Origin of the sequence: Streptomyces sp. GbtcB7, from assembly GCF_019091445.1 — a bacterium.
Taxonomy (GTDB): Bacteria; Actinomycetota; Actinomycetes; order Streptomycetales; family Streptomycetaceae; genus Streptomyces; species Streptomyces mirabilis.
The window spans coordinates 1-17073 of sequence record NZ_JAGXJM010000030.1 but is presented as its reverse complement, the minus strand read 5'-3'; the positions used below and the strand labels follow the sequence as shown (position 1 = coordinate 17073).

The 17073-nt window shown below is 69.6% G+C and carries 18 protein-coding genes; 6 read left to right on the top strand and 12 right to left on the bottom strand.

The annotated features are described in order from the left end of the window. The first annotated feature begins 261 nt into the window (after positions 1–261). The 4 genes from KVT44_RS38510 (at position 262) to KVT44_RS38495 (ending at position 3186) form a co-directional block, all read left to right on the top strand. Entirely contained in the window at positions 262–615 is a 354-nt protein-coding gene (locus tag KVT44_RS38510; protein WP_217572223.1) for a DUF317 domain-containing protein, read from the top strand. A 108-nt stretch (positions 616–723) separates the two neighbouring features. Then, a complete protein-coding gene (locus tag KVT44_RS38505; protein WP_217572222.1) occupies positions 724–1014 on the top strand; it encodes a hypothetical protein in 291 nt (96 codons plus the stop codon). Between the two features lie 15 nt (positions 1015–1029). Next, complete coding sequence (locus KVT44_RS38500) at positions 1030–1848, top strand: DUF317 domain-containing protein (RefSeq protein ID WP_217572220.1); 819 nt, start codon at positions 1030–1032, stop codon at positions 1846–1848. Positions 1849–1908: 60 nt separating this feature from the next. Then, positions 1909–3186 carry an IS701 family transposase gene (locus KVT44_RS38495; protein ID WP_217572218.1) on the top strand — a complete coding sequence of 426 codons (1278 nt, stop codon included), beginning with the start codon at positions 1909–1911 and terminating at the stop codon, positions 3184–3186. A 249-nt stretch (positions 3187–3435) separates the two neighbouring features. On the opposite strand, the gene KVT44_RS38490 is transcribed toward KVT44_RS38495, so the two are convergent. Next, complete coding sequence (locus tag KVT44_RS38490) at positions 3436–4122, bottom strand: hypothetical protein (protein ID WP_217572217.1); 687 nt, start codon at positions 4120–4122, stop codon at positions 3436–3438. 78 nt (positions 4123–4200) lie between these two features. Next, a complete protein-coding gene (locus tag KVT44_RS38485) occupies positions 4201–4650 on the bottom strand; it encodes a hypothetical protein (protein ID WP_217572216.1) in 450 nt (149 codons plus the stop codon). 195 nt (positions 4651–4845) lie between these two features. Between KVT44_RS38485 and KVT44_RS38480 the strand changes: the two genes are divergently transcribed. Beyond that, complete coding sequence (locus KVT44_RS38480; RefSeq protein ID WP_217572215.1) at positions 4846–5871, top strand: DUF6615 family protein; 1026 nt, start codon at positions 4846–4848, stop codon at positions 5869–5871. Between the two features lie 42 nt (positions 5872–5913). Here KVT44_RS38480 and KVT44_RS38475 read toward each other — a convergent pair whose 3' ends face one another. The 10 genes from KVT44_RS38475 to fabG form a co-directional block, all read right to left on the bottom strand. Beyond that, positions 5914–7653 carry a relaxase/mobilization nuclease domain-containing protein gene (locus KVT44_RS38475; protein WP_217572214.1) on the bottom strand — a complete coding sequence of 580 codons (1740 nt, stop codon included), beginning with the start codon at positions 7651–7653 and terminating at the stop codon, positions 5914–5916. Continuing rightward, entirely contained in the window at positions 7650–8276 is a 627-nt protein-coding gene (locus KVT44_RS58700; RefSeq protein ID WP_254650494.1) for a hypothetical protein, read from the bottom strand. The genes KVT44_RS38475 and KVT44_RS58700 overlap by 4 nt, the downstream gene beginning before the upstream one ends. Beyond that, on the bottom strand, positions 8273–8509 hold the full coding sequence (locus KVT44_RS38465) for a hypothetical protein (protein WP_217572213.1): 237 nt from the start codon (positions 8507–8509) through the stop codon (positions 8273–8275). The genes KVT44_RS58700 and KVT44_RS38465 overlap by 4 nt, the downstream gene beginning before the upstream one ends. A gap of 87 nt (positions 8510–8596) precedes the next feature. Further along, positions 8597–8788 carry a hypothetical protein gene (locus KVT44_RS38460; RefSeq protein ID WP_217572212.1) on the bottom strand — a complete coding sequence of 64 codons (192 nt, stop codon included), beginning with the start codon at positions 8786–8788 and terminating at the stop codon, positions 8597–8599. After that, complete coding sequence (locus KVT44_RS38455) at positions 8785–10332, bottom strand: hypothetical protein (protein ID WP_217572211.1); 1548 nt, start codon at positions 10330–10332, stop codon at positions 8785–8787. Before KVT44_RS38455 ends, KVT44_RS38460 begins: the two co-directional genes overlap by 4 nt. Next, complete coding sequence (locus KVT44_RS38450) at positions 10329–10973, bottom strand: WhiB family transcriptional regulator (protein WP_217572210.1); 645 nt, start codon at positions 10971–10973, stop codon at positions 10329–10331. Before KVT44_RS38450 ends, KVT44_RS38455 begins: the two co-directional genes overlap by 4 nt. Before the next feature lie 163 nt (positions 10974–11136). After that, positions 11137–11853, bottom strand: a complete 717-nt coding sequence (locus KVT44_RS38445) for a hypothetical protein (protein ID WP_217572209.1) — start codon at positions 11851–11853, stop codon at positions 11137–11139. A gap of 7 nt (positions 11854–11860) precedes the next feature. Next, on the bottom strand, positions 11861–12751 hold the full coding sequence (locus tag KVT44_RS38440; protein WP_217572207.1) for a helix-turn-helix domain-containing protein: 891 nt from the start codon (positions 12749–12751) through the stop codon (positions 11861–11863). Positions 12752–13609: 858 nt separating this feature from the next. Then, on the bottom strand, positions 13610–13780 hold the full coding sequence (locus tag KVT44_RS38435; protein WP_217572205.1) for a hypothetical protein: 171 nt from the start codon (positions 13778–13780) through the stop codon (positions 13610–13612). Positions 13781–13960: 180 nt separating this feature from the next. Next, a complete protein-coding gene (gene fabG / locus KVT44_RS38430) occupies positions 13961–14683 on the bottom strand; it encodes a 3-oxoacyl-ACP reductase FabG (RefSeq protein ID WP_217572203.1) in 723 nt (240 codons plus the stop codon). Positions 14684–14984: 301 nt separating this feature from the next. Here fabG and KVT44_RS38425 point away from each other — a divergent pair, with 301 nt between their 5' ends. Next, the gene (locus tag KVT44_RS38425; protein WP_308314215.1) at positions 14985–15800 is read left to right on the top strand and encodes a helix-turn-helix domain-containing protein; all 816 of its coding nucleotides are present in this window, start codon (positions 14985–14987) and stop codon (positions 15798–15800) included. Positions 15801–17073 lie beyond the last annotated feature (1273 nt).

Here is a 17073-nt window from a genome sequence, read left to right as displayed (position 1 = left end):
CACCTCGACGTACGGCACGGCCCCGTCCGCCCCAGCAGGGACGGCCATGCACCCCCCGCGCGCTCACCCCTCACGACTAGATTCACTGTCAGGGAAGCCGAAACGACTGGGTTCGATGTCAAACGACTCGATTGGATGACAGAGGACAGCAGTTCGCCGGGGGCAGACAGGAAAGATCGCTGAAAGACTGGCCAACGTGCGTGAGGGCATGTCAACGTAGACGACCTTACAAGAAACCCCAGGTCAGAGAGGTGATTGCCCGTGACCGCGGCTCCCGTGAGCCCTGGTTTCTCCACGTCCGTCGAAGCCCTGCGGCTGCGCGAGTGGCAGCTCGGTCCTGGCCAGCCCACGCTGGTCATGGACCAGTTCTCCGCGGAGGACTTCCACCTGATCGTGGATGACCGCGCGGACGTGCACGTCAGCTCGAAGGACGGCCGCTTCTACCTCGGCTGGTTCCCGCTCGGCCGCCCCGGCACGGACTGCGAGGGATGGAAGATCGCCGTCACCGGCACGGCCAAGGTGCGTGGCTACCACCTGTCGTTCGACACGGAGACGCCAGCGGACATCGTCGCCGCCGCCGTGGCGCGCGTGCTGGAGACCTCACGCCTCCTGTGAAAGCGCGGACACCGACAGGTAGCCCTCGCCCTGTGGGAGGCCGGATGTTTGCCGGCCGCCGACCCGTTCCATTGCTCCCCGTTTCCCCGCACCCCCAGGAGGCTGTTCGTGACGTGCCCGGAGATGACCGTTGGCGATCTCATCGACCTGCTGTCCGGCTGCGACCGGAGTGCTCCGGTCCGCCAGGCCATGAACCCCTTCTTTCCGATGGCACACCGCTTGGCGCAGGTCGTGCAGTCCGTGGACGAGACCGGCCGGACCGTCGTCTATCTCGCCGAAGGGCGCGACGAGGACGCACAGCTAGGCCACCTGCCGCCCGAGGTCGCCGTCGCCTTGACGTGGCAGGGCCCCGTCCAGGCACCCCCGCGCCGCCCCCGCCGCCGTGCCGGCGGCAACTAGACCCGCACCGAGCCCTTGGAGGCGCCCCTGTACCCCGACTTCCCGCTCGGCCGCTCCGCTCCGGGCGGCCAACCCGCGTTCTGGGTCGGTCCCCGGCATCTGGCCGGTGATGACGGGCGCCCCTACGACGCCGTCGCCGACACGCTCGCCGGCCTGGGCTGGACGAGCCTGACGATCGTCCGCGGACGGCACGAGCCGGACGAGGCGCCGGAGGACCGCCAGGTCCTGCGCAGCACCGTCCTGCACATCAGTCCCGACGCCCTGCGCTGGGCCCAGTGGAGCCTGGCGGACGAGCCGTTCCACCTGGGAGAGCTGCCGATCACCTGGCAGATCTCCGCCCGCGCCGAGACGAGCAGCCCGCTCGCTCAGTGGTCGGCCTACTTCACCCCCGATGTCCCCGGCGAGGCCGTGTCCGACTTCCTCGTCGCGCTCGACGCCCACGACCAGCCCGCCGTGCCGCTCGCCGGACCCGAGCTGGTCCTCGACGCCGTTGCCGCACACGGGTGGCTCCGCGACATCGACCAGCCCCAGGCGGCAGCGACGGACCCGACGTTCACCTCGCACATCAGCCTCGGTGACGTGCCGCCCCTCATTCAGGACGCCGACCCCCGCGTCCTCGTCACCGAGGCCGACGAGGCGGGGCCGGCCGGGTGGCAGGCGTGGGCCGAGCCCGCGCTTGGCGCACCGTGCCTGTGGGCGGCCTCCTTCGCCGCCAGCGTCCCCCACGACCTCGTTGCCTCCTTCGCCGCCTCCCTCAGCTCGACCGCCCCGGTCCTGCGCCGGGTGCTGCCCGAGGCAACCCAGGAGCGGCTCCTGCGTGCGCCGGCCATCTAGCGCCTAGTAGGACTCCGTTATGTCTTTCTCTCGGTCCTGTTTGAGGGGATGCTGTGGGGTGTGGATGCATTTGAAGTGAACCGTGCTCGGGCAAAGTTGGCGTTATTCGTGGCTGATGTGTTCGCGTCGGTGCCGCGCAAGGATCAGCGGGCGAAGGGTGACTGCTATCTGCGGGGCCTGATGCTGGACGGGCGGCGCAAGTCCATCCAGGCCATGGCGGAGCGGCTGGCGGATGGCAACGAGCAGAACCTGCAGCAGTTCGTGAACCAGTCGACCTGGGATCCGGTGCCGGTGCGGCGGCGGATCGCGGAGCGGATGGTGCCGCAGATCGGCCCGGCTGCCTGGGCGGTCGATGACGTGTCGTTCCCCAAGGACGGGAAGATGTCGGTGGCGGTCGCGCGCCAGTACTGCGGCGCTTTGGGCAAGCAGGCCAACTGCCAGGTCGCGGTGAGCGTGCACGCGGTCTCCGACACCGCGTCCTGTCCGCTGCAGTGGCGGTTGTTCGTGCCCCAGGAGTGGGCGCACGATGCCGCACGGCGGAAGAAGACCGGGATACCGGAGGGGGTCGGGCACCGGGAGAAGTGGCGCCTGGCCCTGGACACCTTCGACGAACTGGCCGGGTGGGGTCTGGTGCCGCCGGTGGTGGTGGCCGATGCCGGCTACGGGCAGAACGCCGACTTCCGCGACGGCCTGAGCAAGCGGGGCATCAGCTATGTCGTGGCGGTCCGTTCGGACATGACCGTCCACCCGCACAGCGCCGAGCCCCTCACGCCGCCGTGGTCGGGCAAGGGCCGCAAGCCGCAGCCCCGCTACCGGCACAAGCCGTCCCCGGTGTCCGCGCTGGCGATGAGCCACGGACGGCCGGCTTTCCACGAGGTCACCTGGCGTCAGGGCTCCCGCGGGCCGATGCGCTCGCGCTTCCTGGCCCTGCGGGTGCGGCCCGCCGGCGTCAGGGCCCGCCGTCTGGCCCAGCCAGCCGCCACCACCGAACACCGGCACTGGGACGGTGTCCTGCCCGAAGTGACACTGCTGGCCGAATGGCCCGAAGGCGCCGAAGCACCCAGCGACTACTGGCTGTCCAGCCTGCCCGCCGGCACCCCGCTGCCCGAACTGGTCCGTCTGGCCAAGATCCGCTGGCGGATCGAGCACGACTACCGGGAACTCAAGCACGGCCTCGGCCTGGACCACTTCGAGGGACGTTCCTGGGTCGGGTGGCATCACCACGTCACCCTGGTCACCGCCGCCCACGCGTTCCTCACCGAACAGCGCCTGGCCCCAAAAGCCGATACAGCGGACTCACCCTCTACCAGATCCTCGATGCCATCCAGGACCTGCTGAACTGCTGGACCGGCACCTGCACCACCTGCCACCGCCCCTTGCCCAGAACATCCACCACCAGCCCAAACCCAAGAGCCAGAGCAACCTAACGGAGTCCTACTAGCACCGTCACCCGTCGCGCTCAGCCCGGCCCCTCCGTCATAGAGGGGTCGGGCTGGGCGCTTCTCCGGTCCGCACCGTACGTGTGCCGACGCACTGCTGCCCCCGACCATCCGTCTCGGTCGGGGGCAGCAGTGCGTCGGGGGCCGGTCAGTTGGCTGCGGTTGCCTTGGCGAGGGCCTTGTCGAGATGGCGGTCGACGAGGGCCGGGGAGCCGGAGACGATCAGCAGCAGACTGCCGTCGCGGATCGCGGTCTGCTTGACCACGATGCTCTGCCCTCCGGCGGAGAACGTCAGGAGCTGGCCCCACTGCTCGTCACCGAGCCCCTGAGGCGCCAGCAGCTTCTGGGAGGTCATGTCGATCGGGGTGCCGCCCGCGACGACCTGATAGCTCGGGCAGCCGGTCATCGCGTCGAAGATCCGGTCGATGCCGCCGGACAGCTTGTTCGCGCTGTCGCTGTACAGCTCCTCGGAGATCTCCGAGGAACTGCCGCCGTAGGTGAAGGCCGTCTTCGCCTTGCGGGGGAAGGTGAGCGTGCCACCGGTGGCCGCGTCGCCGCCCAGCTCGTTCAGGGCCGGGCAGCCGACGACGGTGACGTCGTCGTGCTGGGTGGGGCGCTCCGGCTTGCGCAGGTAGCCGCTGCCGAGGTCGCTCTCGTCGAGCAGGCGCGTCTCCAGTGCGGCCGACGAGAGCATGGCGACCTTGTGGAAGGTGTCGGCCGGGCTCCCGGTCCGGGCGGAGGGAGCGGCGTTGGGCTTGGTGCTGGTGGAGCAGGCGGGCACGGCGAGGAAGGCGGCGGTGATGCCGAGGGCGGTGGTTGCGACGCGAACGCGCATGACGGAACTGACCCCTTGGTGCTAGACGACGGGTGGTCAGTGCGGGCCCGCGGGCCCGGTGGGTTGTAGGGGTGGGGGTCAGTGCCCGAGGTGGCGCAGGCACTCTTCGAACGTGGCGTGCGTCGCGTCCGCCGGCCCGGAGTTCCGGTTGAACCAGGCGGTGTCGAGGCGGGTCTCCTGTTGCTGGTGGCCGACCCGGCAGCGCAGCCAGATCTGGCCGCGGGTGGAGAGGATGAGCCAGCCCCGGTACGCGCCGCACTCGGAGCAGGCGACCATCTCGCCCTCAAGGACGAGCGGCTGCTTCCACGGCATCATCGTGCCGTCGACCTGGTCGTGGCTGGGCACGCGCAGCTCCGGCGGGAGGAAGTCGTCCACTACGGTGGCCGGCTCGCTGCGTTCACGGTTCCGTTCGGCCCACGCCCGCTCAACCGCCGGCGGCACCTGTCCCTGCATCTTCGCCGCCATCTCGGCGAACCGGCGCTGCCCTTCGCTGGGCTCCTTGGCCCGGCGCCGTATTCGGCGAAACACCCCGACGTCCTCCCTTGCCTCGTCCTGCTCGCTTCATGATCGTGCCCTACGCCCCCGGCGGTTTCAATTCACAAAGTCCACAGTCACCTCCACGCGGCTGCCAACTGTCCTGCGAACCCCGCACCGAGCCTTCACGTCCGGCTCCTCGGCCGCTCCGTACGCCTTATGTCGGTGGCCTTTGGTTAGCTGATGCCCATGATCGGACATGCATTTTCCCTGCCGAGCAGCAACCCTCAGGCGGGTCAGCAGCCCTCGCTGTGCGAGGTACTGCTGTGGATAGCCGGCGACACGTTCCACTGGCTGCACAACGGCCATCACCGCTATCCCCCTGCGCCTGGTGAGGAGAGCTTCACCGACATGAACATCCGGCACCTGCGCCAGTTCGTCGGCGATCGGGTCAAGGTGTTCCAGTTCACCAAGGACCAGGAGCGCCAGAACGGTGCCGACTGGGAGATGTGGATCCACGACCGCACTCACGGAGTTGGTCTGCGGATCCAGGCCAAGAAGGCGTCGAAGCAGCGCCGGTACCCCTTCGACCACAGGGTCGGGAAACAGAACGCGTACCAGTGCGACCTGCTGGTCCAAAACGCGCTGATGGTCAGGTGCGTGCCCGTCTACTTGCTGCACAACCACTGGGATTGGGAACACGGGGCCGAGGAGGCAGCGGCTCAAGCAGGACTTCTGTGCGGCCACGTCGCCGCTGACGGATCACATCATGGATGCACGCTGCTGTCGGCTTATCGCGTCCAGAGCGAAGTCGGCCGGAAGGCCGGCGGGCGCAATGTACGTCACGCAGTTCTGTGGGCGGAATCACTGCCCTGGAACAGGGTGTTGTGCGACCGTCGTGGTGCCGCCGACGCGCCGTCCTCCCGTTCCAGCAGCGAGATCCTTACCGGTGTATTCACCGCCGTCAAAGAGCTGACGCGCGTGGGCCGGGGCCTGTCACCGACATACTCGGCAGGATCAAGTCCCGGCGACGGCACCCAGGAGGACGCTGCGTACGCCCACACTCCGGACGTAGATGATGTCGATGACACTCTCGCCATCTTGGGTAGCGGCCCTCCCTGGTTGCCGCCCCATGTGCTCCAGCTCCTCCAAGCTCACGAGGCGGAACCGCCGGCCCCGCCGGTGCCCACGGTGGCGACCGTGTTGGTGGACGTCAGCGACGACCGAACGCAGATGCCCCCCAGCTGGTTCGAGGGGTGTGTCCGCCACCGATAGCGGTACAGCGCCCCATCCCTCTCGTCGGCCAGTCTGGAGAGCTCACCGTGTGTTGCCTGCCGCCTCTTCGCCGCGGTACCGGTTAGGTGACGTGGGACGGGACGCCACAGGGCGTATGGCGGACGGCCCCTTCACCGTGTCGTGCTCGGGTACTCCCGACGCGTCGGCGGGCAGGTCGGCCATCCGTCGCAGCCGCCACACCAGCACGTCGCTGACGGAGTCCGCGGTGTCGAGTTCGCGGCGCCTGACAGCACCGGAAAGAAGGCTGGCCGGGTCGTGGCCGGCGGCTTCGGCTTCTGCGATGGTCGCGGCCAGGGCGTACCAACCGGGCTCGGCGAGGATCTGCTCGGCCAGCTCGGGCAGCACCTCGCGCAGTACCACCGTCTGCCGCTGGAGTATGGGCTGGTTCAGGCGTCGGCCCCGCTGGTAGAGCACGCCGAGTGAGTGGGCGGCGGCCTCCTGGTAGGCAGAGCGAAGGTGCTCGGCGGCCTGGCGGGCGGCGGCGGCCTGCTGCGCGTGGCCCTTCTTCGCGTGCCAGTGCGCGGCGGCGGTGATGAGGAAGAACAGCATGTCGATCGCCATCGCGGTAGTGGCTCCGTCCTCGCCGCGGCCCAGAGCCGGGCCGCCGTGAACGAGTTCGCGGGCGGCCTGCCGCAGGGCCCGGTCGTGTCCGCGGACGGCGCGGACGTGGGAGCGCGAGGCCCGCTCGAAGGCCGTTGCCGCGTCACGTAGTTCGTGGCGGGTGTGGGCTGCAGACGTCTTCGCGAGGGCGTCCAGGACCTCGCCGGCCGCAGAGATGTGGGCGGCGGCGACCGTATCGTTGCCGTGCTCGATGACGAGCACGGCCTGCCACGCTGCCGATGCCGTCCTGCGGCGGGCAGCGGCCGGAACGCCCGGACCCGTGCGGACCGCATCGTCCTGCCTGGGGGCCGGGTTGACCTGGGCATCGGCGGACCAACGCTCCCTGATGCGGGGCAGCGAGAGGTCGGGGGCGAGGCGCGCGCCGGGATAGAACACCGGCTCGCCGTCCTTGTTCCGGTCATCGGGCAGGGCGACCTTGTATCCGAGGAGGTCCCCGGAGGGCGCGGCGCGCTTACGGATCAGGAGTCCGGCGCCGGCGAGCCGGTCGAAGAACTCCTCCTCACTGCTCGCGCCGGCCACGGCCCGCCGTACCGTCTCGCGTAGCTCTTCGCGGGCGGTGCGCTCGCGGCCCTGACGCTCGGCCTTGTGGCGTTCGGCGCTGGTGGGCCGCTGAGCGGCTGTGCCGTCGCCGGGCGCGACCTCGTGGAGACCGAGTTCCTTCTCGATGAGCCGGGCTTCGGCCTGGGCGCGGGCGCCGGAACGGTAGTCGTCGGGACGGTGGCCGTCCTCAGTCACGAGGGTGGCGACGATGTGGATGTGGTCGTCCGCGTGTCGTACGGCAGCCCAGCGGCAGCCGGGCTGTCCGTCGCCGGGATCGATGCCGGTGGCGGCGACGATACGGCGGGCGATGTCGGCCCACTCCTCGTCGGACAGGGTTCGGTCTCTCGGGTCGGCGCGGACGGAGGTGTGCCACACGTGCTTGGCCGGACGGGCGTGCTCGGCGAGGGCCATCACGGGCTGGTCCAGGAGCTGCTGGAGATCCTTGAGGGAGGCGTTCGGGTCGCGGCCGGGGTCGGGGGACATGCCATCGAAAGAGGCCACCAGGTGGGGGTCGGTGTGCTCCTCATGCTTGCCCGGGCCGTAGAGGTAGGCGAGGAGCCCGATAGTCCGGGAGCCCGAGGAGTTGACGCTGGGGATCATGAGCCGCGGCGCTCGATCAGTCTCGCGGCGGCTTCGTGCGCGGTGTCGGCGGCACGCCGTACAGCGGCAACGGCTGCTTCGAGCTGGGGAGCGTCCACACCGGAGTTGAGCACCTTGACTGCCTGGTTGAGGTTGCTGCCGGCCCAGCCGAGCCGACGCCGGCTGTCGAACAGAGCGGTGATCACTTCGCGTTCGTCGGCGATCTCGGCGCTGGTGCGGTCGAGGTCACGGGCGGCGGCGAGCGCGGAACGGGCGAGGAAACCGGCAACGGACAGATCGCACTGGGCGGCGGCGGACTTGATCAGGGCGAACTCTTCGCCGTTGAAACGTGTGTTGGGCTGGTGCAGGCGCTTCTTCTCGGGCGGCTGACGCGGACGCTGACGGGCGCGAGGAGCACGCTGTCGGCGTGCACGACGCTCGGTCTGCTTCTCCTCCTGCCCAGGCTTCGATCCGCCCCCGGTCGAAGCCTGAAGGACCTGCGCCCCCCGGTGCAGATCCTCTCCCGCCCCTTCGGGGGCGGGTTCGGCGGAAGCTACGCTTCCGCCCCAACTTGCTCGCCCCGAGACCGAGTTGGAGTCGAGAGCGGGTTCCGGGGTGTTGCCGTTCTGGGTCGTGTTCGTCATTGGGATTCGGGCCTCGCGGAGCGGTTGCGGTGCTGGATGGTGGCGGCCAGTTCGACGACGGCGGCCGGTCCTGTGAGGACGCGGACGGGCCCGTCGGGATGGCGCTGGACGAGCCACTGGCCAGTCGGGGCGAGGAGCGCGGCGTGCAGGAGTCGGTGGCTGACCAGGACGTCCGCCCAGGCGCAGGCCCCGGCGGTCGTGGGCTCGGATGAGCGAGTGGGACGTGGGATCACGCCGTGCCTCCTGAATGGGGGCGGTGGCCCGGCGCGGAGCCGGTCCACCTATTGCGGATAGCGGGGTTGAGCTGCGGCTTTGTCGGTTCAGCCGCACTCGGGGCAGCGCCCGACGTGGCTGCCGAGCGCCCGGGCCATCCGTGCCTTCGTCGACGCGGCTTGCTTCGCACTGGACTTCGCCGCCGGCCTTCCCTCGTGCCGCTCGGAGTGGGCGATCATGAAGCCGATCTCACGCTCGTACTCCGCACGCAGGGTTGTGAATCGCCGGCAGGTCTTCATCGGGCGGTGCTCCTTGTCTTCGGGGTGTCGCCGCTCCGCAGTTCCTGGAGGACGAGGCTCAGTCGGTCGTTTCGGCCGCCCGGGAGGCCCTCGCGGCGGAGGATCTCTCGCAGCTGGACCCGGGTGACGGACTCGTTGCCGTCCCGTTCGAGCAGCGCAGGGACATGGGGGCGGATCTGCTCGACGAGCTGGTCCACGGGCTGCTCCGGCTCGCGCGGCGGACGCTGTGTCTGTGGGCTGCGAGACCGGCCGCTTCGCTTCCCCTTGCCCTTCGTGGTCGGCTTCCGCCGGAGGGGGACCCTTTGTCCTCGGTCCCCGGTGTGCTCGGTCCCCGTGTCGGTGTCGGTCGGCCCTCGGTCCCCGGTGTGCTCGGTCCCCGACTCGGTGCCCCCCGGTTCTCGGCGCAGTTCCTGGCCCTGAGCAGGCACTTCTGCCGCAGGCCCGCCGGTCCCCGCGCTACCGTCGTCCCCCTCATTCGGCTCCGACTTGACGGTCCCTGGGACGGTCCCCGCATCGCCGCTCTCGGTCCCCCCGATTGCCCTCGCGTCGTGGTCCCCGATTCCGGGGACCGGTCCCCTCGGCTCACGTGGTTCCCGGTCCCCGATCAGTTCGGCGGGACCGTGGGGACTGACCGCGGGGACCGGCGTGTCCGGGGTCTTAGGCGAGGGGACCGTGGCAGCCGTGTCACTGCCGTGCGCCGGGGACCAGGGAGAGGGCAGCGGGACCGTGGCGAGCGCGAGCGCGTGCCGACGGGCGGCGAGCTGGTCGAGCAGCTGCGCGCGCTGGAGGGGGTCGGTGCCGACCGAGGCCCTGCCGACCGCCTTAGACAGGCGCCGGGTGAGACGTCGGCCGCGCCAGCTCCGCTGTTGCTCGGGCGTGCGCTCAGCGAGTCGGGCGGCCAGGGCGACCGCGCGAGTGGTCGCCCGGTCCCGAGTAATCTGCGCGGCGTCGCGGTCTCGAGCCGCGATGCCAAGTCGGGACAGCAGCCGCTCGCGCGCCTCCCGACCCAGGGTGGCGATCAACCCGTGGGATGCGGCGCCCGGGGTGCGCAGGCGCAGCTCGATCCCCATCGCGAGGTGCCACAGCATCGCCGCCATGACTGGGCCGACGAAGGCGCGGACCGTGCCGCCGACGGGACCGCTCTCGGCGAAGGCGGGGATCACCTGCACTCCGGTGATCACCCAGACCAGTGTGCCTGGCAGGCCGGGCGCACCCTGGGCGGCCAGGTTCTGCCGTGCCATCAGCGCGGTCGCGAAGAGCGCGAGCTCGGCCGCGGCGAACATGCCGGCCCGCTCGGCGGTGCCGGCTATGTCGAGGTAGTCGGCGGCGAAGCGCCAGCTCGTGTCCGCGCTGTAGGCGGTGCAGCCGAGGGCGGCGAGAGCTGCGACCTTGACCGCCGGGCTGCCGAGGCGCTTCCGCGGATGCGTGTCCCGGCGCCGGACCGTCCAGGCGGTCAGCACCAGGGCGAGAGCGGCGGCCACGCCGGCCGCGAAGAGAGGGGGGAGGTCCGGAGCGACGCCGAGGGACAGGACAGGGTGGGTCATGCGGCCTTTCCGAGAGGGGCGGGCGCCGAGGTCGACGCTGCCGGACGGGACACCGACTGCCGTGTGCCGGGCTTGGCGGGCGCGGGGCCGCCTGCTGTCGGGGTGGCCTTCTTCCGCTTCTTCTTGGGCCGTGGCACGCCGTAGTTGCGGTCGCGGTCGAAGACCTTGTTGGCGGCCTGCCGGAGCAGGTCACGGGCGTGCTTGTGGCTGATCTGCAGGGCGGCGGCGAGCCGCTCGGGCCGCCAGCCCCGGACGTAGGCGTGGTCGATGACGATCTGGCGCTCGGCCTCGGTCAGGTGCACGTCGCGTCCGTTGAAGAACGCGTTCACGCGCCGGTAGTCGAGGCGCTGGGGCAGCCCGTCGTGCCACGGACGCCGCTCGGCCTCGGTGAGTCCGCCCCAGACGCCTTCCTTGAGGGCGTTCTCCAGGGCGTAGTTGAGGCAGTCGCGGCGCACCGGGCACAGGCCGCACAGCTCCTTTGCCTCGGCGATGGCTTCGTGGTCCCGGGGGAGCGGGAAGAACACGGCGTCGGCGTCCTCGGGGCCCATGCCGTGGCACGCGCCGCGGCTGTGCCAGCTGGTGTCGCCGATGCTGCGCAGGCGGCCGGTGGCCGGCGCGTCGTGGGTGGTGATGTGGCGCAAGGGTGGTCTCCGATGTGCTGCCGCGTCGGCCGGTCGGGGTCCGGCGCTGGGCGGACGCGGCGTCGGGTGTCGGCTGCGGCGCGAGGGCGTGCGCCGCAGCCGAGGCGGGATGGTGGTGCGGTGGCGGTGCACCGGACGGGAAGCACCGGCCTTGCGCAGTCGGTCAGACCATCGCGGGCTGCTGGACCTGTTCGGTCTGCTGGGCCTGCTGGGCGGCGGCGAGGTCGAGGCGGCCAGGGTGCGGGGTGGCGCGCGGGGCGGTTCCGCGTGCTCCGCCGTCGGGACCGATCCTCCGGCGGCGACACGGCTCTCCGGGCTCGGCCAGGCACCACTCGCAGCGGACACTCAGGGCGTCGGGCTGTCCCTGGGCGACGGCCGCCTCGCGCGCTGCTCGGGCGGTCCGGTAGGGAGCGAGGGCGGCTCGGGCAGCGGGCGGTATGCAGGAGCCGATCTCCCGCAGCCGCGCCTCCAGCTTCGGGTCGATCCCGTCACGACCGCTGGTGATCGCCCGGGACTGCGCGGGCTGCGCGGTGCCGGCGGCGACGGCGCGGCGGGCGCCGATCAGCTCGGCGGTCCAGGCGGCTTGGTCGTCCGGGTCCACGGAAGGCGTGGGGTCGGTGTGCCGGGCCAGGCGATCGCGCCGGTAGCTCTCCCACGGGCGGGCGACGTCCGCGGGCAGGATCGGGTACGGCGAGATGCGGATGTGCTGCCGCGCGGCGACGCGGACGTCCCAGCCGTGTGGGGTGGCCATCGGCACGTCGCCGAGCAGCTCGTGCCACTGGGCGAGCTGGTCGCGGGCCTCACCCTGGGCGGTGCGGATGGTGCGGGGGTCGAGTCGGCCGATGTAGGCCAGCAGGGCGGCGATTTCGCGGCGGTGCACGGTGTGGCTACTCCGTTCCGGTCGGCTCTTCGAGGGCGGCGAGGAGGGCGGCGGTGTGGGCCTCAGCCCGCGTCATGCCGCCCGGCTGAGCGGGGCCCTTGCCGGGCACGGCAAGGAGATTCGAACGGCCCGAGGCGTGCTCCCGGGCGACCCAGGAGCGCCAGTCGGCAGCCCAGGCCGCCGCGGTCCGCGGCTTGAAGTCGACCCGGTGGACACGCCACTTCGCATCGGCTGCCTGCAGGCCCTCCTCGCCGAGGCGGTCGAGGTGTCCCTGCTGGCGGGCCCAGGCGTGGGTGGCGGGGTCGACCTGCCACTCGGCAGCCGAGGTGACAGCAGCACCACCACTGCTGTACCTACGGTTCAAATCCGGTTCACTACGGTTCTGTGTGCCGGTTTCCGGTACATCGCTATGCCGGTTTCCGGTACGTCGAGATGCCGGTTTCCCTCGGGACCTGCCGGTTTCCGGTACTGCCGGTTTCCGGACCCTCGTGGGGGATTCCGGTACCTCTCGCGGGCGGATTCCGCACCGTCGCAGGGTCGAGATCCGGAATGCCAAGGCGGCCTGAGACTCGTCGGGCAACGCGGCGTCGCTGTCCTCCTGTTGCTCTCGCGGGGCCTGCGCGACGGCCTTGGCGGCGAGGGGCAGGCGGTAGACCGTGCTGCGCTGCGGGCCGGTGAGGTCGTCGAGCTGTTCCAGTTCACCGTCGTCGACAAGTCGGCTGATGGCTTCGCGCACCGTGGACACGGAGGCGCGCGTGCGCTTGGCCAGGCTGGTCAGGGAGGCCCAGGAGACGCACTGCTCGTCGGTCACCCGGTCTGCGATCGACAGCAGGACCAGGCGTGCGGTTCCCCGGCTGGAGCTGTGCTCCCACACCCACTCACGGGCATCGCTGCTCATCGGCCGCTCCCGCTCACGAGGCGGGGCCGACGGTTTGCCGAGGCCGTGGTGGTGTTCTGCAGCCCGGGTCGGGAAGGCACTGAGACGGAGGCGGCTGCCGCGCAGGCCAGGCCGTTTGGCCTTTTGCACAGGGCAGGAGGCATGCAAGAATCCCCTTTGCAGTGTTGCCACGCTGAAGCGCCCCGTGGAAGGGATCAGCGTGGTGATGGTGAGCAATCTCCGCCCTTGCCGGGGCGGGTTATGCCGCTGAGCGTTCGGCGTCCGGGAGTTACCGCTCTCGGGCGCCGCCGCTGTATGCAGAGCTGTGCGAGTTGGTCGCTACGTGCCGTGCTCCTCACGTTCGCAGTGCCGGGCGAGGCGCCCGGGGACGTCGAACATACGCACGGACCCGCTTCAAGATCCAGAGTTGGTTCTTAACCTCTGTAGTAGTTGCAGAGCGTGATGATGCGAGACAGACCCTCGGTCTCTGGGACTCAGCGATTTATGCGCCGTCGGCCTTTTGCGGGCCGCCGCCGCCCGGGGCGGACCGCGTCTCAGGCGCCTTTCCTTCCGTGCAGGCCGTGGTGCCCGCGCCCGCGAGGGACCAGCAACATGCGTGCCACAGGCAAGGACATTCGGCGGAACTTAACTCGGTGACGTATCCAGCGCGGTGCAGATGGTCGGCCAGCATTTTGGCGTCGGAGTCCTGGTGGTGGCGGATGATCCGGCCCGTCCGGTCAGGCGGCGCGGGGCGGAAGGAAGTCCGACAGGAATGGGGGCCAGCTGTTCGAAGCCGGCCTCATTTACGTTGTCGCACCACATGTAGGCCGGCTCGTGCAGGACGATCCGTAACCGGTGGAAGGCTGTTGTGCCTTGCACTTACAGGGTCCGGTCGACCGGCGCGTTCTGAAGCCGTAGCCCGTACACGGTGGTGTGGGCCAGCAGCTGATCGGGAATCGCCACCAGCTTGATCCTTCGGCTGCGCGCCGTCTCGATGCCTGATATCAGTCCGTCGAGACTGAACGGCCGGGCGATGGGCATCTGCGCCATCAGCCTGACACCCCCATGCGCACCGTACGCCGACTGGATGACCGCCCGCTTCTGTTCCTGACCGGCGGGCGCAGCGGGGTTCCGTCCACCGATGAGAAGTGAGCACCACATCGTGCTTCCTGATCTGCCCGCACAGACGGTGGACCACACGACGGCGCACGGGGTCGTCGGGGAGGAGGGTCAGTGCCCCATGGAGATGCCACCGTCGACCGGCACTACAGCGCCGGTGATGTAGGCAGCTTCCTCGCTGGCCAGGAAAGCGATGGTTGCGGCGATCTCCTCTGGGTTGCCTATCCGGCCCAGCGGAACGTCGCGGAGGATCTCCTTGACGCGGTCCTCGGAGAGCGCCGCAGCCATGGCGGTCTCGGTCAGGCCCGGGGTCACGATATTGACGGTGATCTGGCGTGAGCCGATCTCCCGGGCCAGCGAGCGGCCGAAGCCGATCAGGCCCGCCTTGGATGCCGCGTAGTTGGTCTGCCCGGCTTCGCCCTTGAGCGCGACGGCGGAGGATACGAGGACGATCCGGCCACCGCGTTTGGCCTTCAGCATGCTGCGTGTAGCCCGCTTGGCCAACCGGTAGGAAGCGGTGAGGTTCGTCTCCAGGACCGCAGCGAAGTCCTCCTCCGGCATGCGCAGCAGCAGGTTGTCCCGCGTGATGCCGGCGTTGGCCACCAGGACCTCGACCGGGCCCTGGTCGGCCTCGACCTCCTTGAAGGCGCTTTCTACCTGCTCGGGGTCGGTTACGTCACAGCGCACGGCCATGGCACCGAGAAAGAGGAGCTCGGGCTCGGGCTCACCCGTGCGGTAGGTGAAGGCGACGGTGTCGCCGCGCCGGGCGAACGCGCGGACCGCGGCGGCCCCGATTCCACGGTTCCCGCCAATGATCAGAACGGAGCGCGACATGAAGATCCTTTACACGAGTGAGCAGCAGGATTATTCACCGCCGGAAGTGATCCACTGCGGTGATGGCAGTGACCTTAGGGCGACACCTGGCGTGTCACAGGGACTCAAAGCCTGCGCTTATTCTGTCGGTGAGAACTGACAGTTCTCACTGCCTGGCGAAGGATCCTCGAGTTCCGATTGCTGGACAGCGCGTCCGCGGTCAACTCCCTCGAATTCAGGCCGTCATGAGCTTGATTTCCTACCGGGGGAGAGGCTGCGGGCACGCAAGGAATGTGACCTGCACCTCAACCCCCCTCGTTACGTGAACGTTATAAATAAGACTGAGACTCAGCGCCTGATCGTCACCCGCATTCTGCGGCAAGCCCGGGCGCGCCGGAACACGTCGGACATCCCCGGCTTCACTGCTGTATTCGGGGCGAAGCCTGATGTAGGGATCACCCAGGCCGAGACGGCTCAGCTCGCCGGCGTCAGCCGCCGTTGGTACAACAGCCTGGAAGCCGGACGGTCGGCCAACTACAGCGATGCCTTCCTTCAGGCCGTGCGGCGCATCCTCGACCTGAATGACGAGGAATGGGAGATCGTCTACCGCGTCACACGGGGCCGCACCCCCACCGCGGTCACGGCCAGCCCGCTCAGCGGACTGCTGCCCGACTCGATCCGCGCTCTCGTTGAGGAGAGTCAGACCTGGGGCGTCTACCTCAGCGACTACCGCTGGGACATCCTGGCCTACAACGCCAAGACCCTTGAGTACTTTCCCTGGATGCTGCACGGCATCAATGTCATGGAATGGGCCCTGACCTGGCCCGAGGCCCGCACGCAGCTCATCGACTGGCAGGACGAGTGGGCGTTGCCCATGATCGCGCAGCTCCGCGTCCATGCGGCGGAGCGGCGCGACGACGAGCGCCTGTATGCCGTCGTAGAGACCGTCCGGGCCGACCCCACGGCCCGGAAGCTCTGGGACGCCCCCAATCTCCCCTCCATGACCCACCCGGCATCGCACCGGCCCCGCCGCCTCTACCTGCCGCGTCAAGGCGGCAAGGAATTCTCCATCCGCCTCATCGCGCTCAAGCCCATGGAATTGCAGTCCTGCCGCATGATGATCGTCACCCCCGAGTAGAAGGGATCTACTGAGTCGGCCGGGATGGATCGTCCAATCGCGGTTGGCGCAGGGGTGACGGAACTTGGGGGGAGTGTTCCCCATCCATATACGGAGGGAAGTAGTTTGGCGCCGTCGCGGGTCGTAGCAACGTCTGCGCTGGGGCCGTTAAAGGGGATACGGGAGAAGAGTTTGTACCGTTTGAAGATGACTTCAGGTCCTCGCCTGAAGAGCGTGCACGTGCAGGGAAGCTGATAGAGGTTCAGATGCGTAGTGACGAGGTTTCGCCCGAGCTCGCCCACGGTGTAGCGGAGTTGAATTCGTCCTTCGTGCTGAACTTGATTGGGTGATGGCGGGTTCGTTCGCCTGACAGTCGACCGTTGGCACCGGTAGCCCTCGCGTGTGAGGTATACGCCGGGCGGCGGGCTGACCGACGCCGAAAGGGCCGCGCGGGAGCGGTTACGGCTTCAGGCCGTGGACTCGCTCCGCCTGTCGGCCCATTACTGCGGGGTGTACGGCTTTCGGCCCACGCGTGGGCTCGTTCCGGCGCTTCCATATCCCCAGGCTGTCGGGCTGGCTCACCAGCAGCGACATGATCACGCCCGGGCCCCTGGCCCTCCACCCCCGAGACCTTGACCTGCTGCTCGCCGCGCTGACCACACCGTCGCCGAGCGAGAACACACCCTGGCGCGTGGAACTGCCGACACCGAGCAAGAGCATCGACCAGCTGCGTGTCGCGATCTGGACTGAGGAACCGAGCTGCCTCGTCGACCATGCGACCGCTCGGGCCCTGGCTGCAGTCGAGCAGATGCTGTCAAGGACCGGGGCCGTGGTCCGCCGCTCCGCAGGCCCGTGCACTTCGGTGACTCCACACGCCTGTTGGAGCAGCTCCTGCACGCCACCGCGACGGCCACGGCCGGTGGCGAAGCCGCAGCCGAGGAACTCGCCGCGCACGAGTACTACGGGACAACGTCGCCAGCCCCCGCGTGGCTTTGCTCCGCCACCGGACCCAGACCCATTGCAACTGGCTCCGTGCGGACTATGCGCGCGCCCGGCTCCGAGAGACCTGGCAGCAGCTATTCACCTAGCACGACGTCCTCCTCACGCCAGCCGCGCCCACCCCCGTGATCCCCGCTCGTGGTCGACGGCACGGAGCGCAGCTTCTTCGACCAGACCGGGTGGACCCAGGGTCCCGGCGAGTGCCTGGATGGTCCGGTTTGATCATGTGATGCGGTAGAGGGTGAGGACGCCGGGGGCGGTCGGTGTGGGCTCGGCGTTCGGCGGCGGTGTTGAC